Source organism: Streptomyces sp. YS-3, assembly GCF_045257485.1.
Classification (GTDB): Bacteria; Actinomycetota; Actinomycetes; order Streptomycetales; family Streptomycetaceae; genus Streptomyces.
On record NZ_JBJHPC010000637.1, the window covers coordinates 1 to 3889 of the forward strand.

General features: G+C 69.1%; 3 protein-coding genes, 1 tRNA gene and 1 pseudogene. 3 read left to right on the plus strand and 2 right to left on the minus strand.

The features are described 5' to 3' along the window. Window positions 1-340 precede the first annotated feature (340 nt). From ACJA3G_RS32290 to ACJA3G_RS32300, 3 genes are all read left to right on the plus strand, one after another. Window positions 341-1573: a helix-turn-helix domain-containing protein gene (locus ACJA3G_RS32290; protein WP_358835469.1), complete on the plus strand. Its 1233-nt coding sequence runs from the start codon at window positions 341-343 to the stop codon at window positions 1571-1573. Window positions 1574-1578: 5 nt separating this feature from the next. After that, window positions 1579-2181, plus strand: coding sequence for an oligoribonuclease (orn, locus tag ACJA3G_RS32295; RefSeq protein WP_358835468.1), 603 nt, complete (start codon window positions 1579-1581; stop codon window positions 2179-2181). 156 nt (window positions 2182-2337) lie between these two features. Next, window positions 2338-2410 (plus strand) — tRNA-His (locus tag ACJA3G_RS32300). A gap of 78 nt (window positions 2411-2488) precedes the next feature. On the opposite strand, the gene ACJA3G_RS32305 is transcribed toward ACJA3G_RS32300, so the two are convergent. Further along, window positions 2489-3340 carry a Scr1 family TA system antitoxin-like transcriptional regulator gene (locus tag ACJA3G_RS32305; RefSeq protein ID WP_406556591.1) on the minus strand — a complete coding sequence of 284 codons (852 nt, stop codon included), beginning with the start codon at window positions 3338-3340 and terminating at the stop codon, window positions 2489-2491. A gap of 127 nt (window positions 3341-3467) precedes the next feature. Further along, window positions 3468-3691: pseudogene (locus ACJA3G_RS32310) on the minus strand (hypothetical protein); the annotation flags it as partial. Window positions 3692-3889 lie beyond the last annotated feature (198 nt).

The window sequence follows — 3889 nt, forward strand, 5'->3', positions numbered from 1 at the left end:
CCCCTCCCGCCTGCCCGAAATGGCCTGCCAACCCCCTTGTCACCAGGGAAAAACGGGCAGCCGTGGCGGATTTCGCCATACGGGTACGGGCCATGCATGCCACGCCCACTTCCCTACGGGCGCCTCGGGTGAAACCCTTCGTGATCGAATGCTTCGCGCCAAGTTGCCAAGTCGACATAGCGCTGAGTACCGGACTTGTCACGCCGACGCCACAGAACGCAGTAGATTCGATCATGCGTATCGAAGGCTGGGGGACTCGTGCAAAACCAAGGGGAAAAGTGCAGGAGCGACAAGCCGGACAAGAACGGGGAGCCGCGAACACCGAGGGGGGCTTAGCAAAATGAGCCAGGACTCCGCTGCCGCATCACCGGAGGCCACAAGGAAGCTCGCCGGCCGTCGACGCCGGGAAGTCGTTGCCGTACTGCTGTTCAGTGGCGGCCCCATCTTCGAGAGCTCCATTCCGCTCTCCGTGTTCGGGATCGACAGGCAGGACGCGGGCGTGCCCCGTTACCGCCTGCTGGTCTGTGCCGGAGAGGAGGGCCCCCTGCGGACCACAGGCGGGCTCGAACTGACCGCGCCCTATGGGCTGGAGGCCATCAACCGGGCCGGCACCGTCGTGGTGCCCGCCTGGCGATCCATCACCTCGCCACCGCCGGCCGCCGCGCTCGACGCGCTGCGCCGGGCGCACGAGGAAGGGGCCCGCATCGTGGGCCTGTGCACCGGGGCGTTCGTCCTCGCCGCCGCCGGGCTGCTCGACGGCCGCCCGGCGACGACGCACTGGATGTACGCGCCGACGCTCGCCAAGCGCTACCCGTCGGTCCATGTGGACCCGCGGGAGCTGTTCGTCGACGACGGGGACGTCCTCACGTCGGCGGGCACGGCGGCCGGAATCGATCTCTGTCTGCACATCGTGCGGACCGACCACGGCAGCGACGCCGCCGGAGCCCTCGCGCGCCGGCTCGTCGTCCCGCCGCGGCGCAGCGGCGGCCAGGAGCGCTACCTGGACAGGTCTTTACCCGAGGAGATCGGGTCCGACCCGCTGGCCGAGGTCGTGTCCTGGGCGCTGGAGCACCTCCACGAGCAGTTCGACGTGGAGACCCTCGCCGCTCGCGCGTACATGTCACGCCGTACGTTCGACCGGCGGTTCCGCTCGCTGACCGGATCGGCCCCGCTCCAGTGGCTGATCACCCAGCGGGTGCTCCAGGCCCAGCGTCTCCTGGAGACGTCGGACTACTCGGTCGACGAGGTCGCGGGCCGCTGCGGCTTCCGCTCGCCGGTCGCGCTGCGCGGGCACTTCCGCCGCCAGCTCGGCTCGTCCCCGGCGTCCTACCGGGCCGCCTACCGGGCGCGCCGGCCGCAGGCGGAGCCGTCCGGCGGTCCGCCGACCCTGGAGACGGTGCCGTCGCAGGCCATGCCGCAGTCGCGGCGCACGGCGGCGAGCGCGCTGGTCGGCCCGGCGGCGATCACCCACGCGGCGCCACCGGACCACCCGGGGAAGTCCGTCTCGGAGATGTACGCCACCGGTTATATGCGTCCGAGTCTGCCGGGCCAGCGCAGCGGCCCCGTAGGCTGAGACACATGAACGACCGCATGGTGTGGATCGACTGCGAGATGACCGGGCTCTCGCTGACGGACGACGCACTTATCGAGGTGGCCGCCCTGGTCACCGACTCGGAGCTGAACGTGCTCGGTGAAGGGGTGGACATCGTGATCCGTCCCCCGGACGCCGCGCTGGAGACCATGCCGGAGGTGGTGCGCACGATGCACACCGCCTCCGGGCTCCTCGACGAGCTGGCCGGCGGCACCACGCTGGCCGACGCCGAGGCGCAAGTCCTGGCGTACGTCCGCGAGCACGTGAAGGAGCCGGGCAAGGCCCCGCTGTGCGGAAACTCGGTCGGCACCGACCGCGGGTTCCTCCTCCGCGACATGCCCGCGCTGGAGGAGTACCTCCACTACCGGATCGTGGACGTCTCCTCGGTGAAGGAGCTCGCCCGCCGCTGGTACCCGAGGGCGTACTTCAACAGCCCCGACAAGAACGGCAACCACCGCGCGCTGGCGGACATCCGCGAATCCATCGCGGAGCTCCGCTACTACCGCGAGGCGATCTTCGTCGCCCAGCCGGGCCCGGACTCGGACACGGCGAAGGCGATCGCGGCGAAGCACGTCCTGCCTGCGGAGTAACCCTTCCGGGTCACTCCGGGGGCGACCGGGGACCGCCCCGGGAGGGTGCCGCGAAACATGTGCGCGAGCACCCTCCCGGACCCTGTACACTTTTTCTCGGCCGGTAAGGAAAGCCCCCAGGGACTTTCCCAGACCACAACAGTCCGGCCACGCATGGTGGGTATAGCTCAGCTGGTAGAGCACCTGGTTGTGGTCCAGGATGTCGCGGGTTCGAGTCCCGTTACTCACCCTGATCGGGAAGGCCCGGTCCGCGCAAGCGGACCGGGCCTTCTTCGTTGCCCGGACTCGACACGGACGGGTGCGGCGGTCAGCCCAGGGCTTGGATGGCCTTGAGGACGAGGGCACGGGCGTCGGGGCCGTACACGGCCATGGACCGCAGGTGTTCGAAGGCTTTCAGGTACAGGGCGACTTCGTCCGGCTGGACGATGCTGACCTGGGCCGACAGGAGTTCCACCGACACGTACGTGTCGTCGTACACATGGAAGGTCTCCATCGGCCACAGGGTCCTCTCCTGGGTGGCCGCCGGGATCACCCCCAGCGAGACGGACGGCAGCGCACCGGCCGTCAGCAGGTAGCCGAGCTGAGCGGCCATCGCCTCCTCCTGCCCCATCCGGAAGTAGAGCGCCGACTCCTCCACGAGCAGCACGAACCTGTGCCCCGGCTCGTGGATCACCCGGGACCGCTCGACCCGAGCGGCGGCAGCCGCCTCCGACTCGTCCGGGATCTCCCGGAACTCCGCGATACGACGGAACAGCGCGGCGACATAGCCCTCGGTCTGCAACAGGCCAGGCACGAGCGTGGCCGAGTACACCCGGAACAGCCGCGTCTCGTGAAAGAACTGCACCCAGCTGTCCTGGAGCTGCTTCAGCCCGTTCCGCAGCTGAAGACGCCACTCGCTGTACAGGGACTCGGCGTTGAGGGACTGGGTGATCAGACCGCCGGCCTGATCGGCGACACCGGCCGCCTCACACCACAGACGTATGTCCTTCGCTGTCGGCGCGGTACGCGCGTTCTCGATCCGGGAGGTCTTCGAGTGATGCCAGCCGCACCGGGCAGCCAGCTCCGAGACCGTCAGCCCGGCCTCCTTGCGGATACCGCGAAGGCGCCCGGCGACGACTTCACGGGCGGCCTGGGCCGACGAGGAGGGGGAGATGGGCATGAGGCGCGCTGTCCGTACTTCCTGTCAGTGGATCTCGTACCGCTCACGAGATCGAGCCACGGCCTCCACCAGGACGCCCGGTCCGCCGGATCGTGCCGGAAGCCCTTGCGCCATGCGGCGAACGGTCCTTCCTCACCATGTGCGCCATCCTGGCGGGGATGCGGACCACTGCCCCCCGTCCGGGATCCCCTTCGCATGACCGGGCACCTCGCACGCCGCGCACTCCGCCTCGAGTTCCGCACCCGCCTTCCATCCCTGGAAGACGATCTCCTTGTGCGTCTGGTCCACCCAGACAGTCGGGCTCTGCTTGTCACCCGTGTGCGGGTCGATCCCGACGAACAGTAACGACATGGCGTCCTCCTGCGGTCAGTTGTGCAGCTGTGTGCAGAACTCTCCCGCCTCGGAGGAGGGCGCTGCAAGGGCGTGAAGCAACCAGTACGGAGCTCCACGGGGCGTGCGCACAGTTCTGCACAAGGCTGGATGTACGGCATCACGCCCGCCTAGCTTCCTGACCGACGTCAGTCGCACCCCACCCCCAGGGAGGCCCCC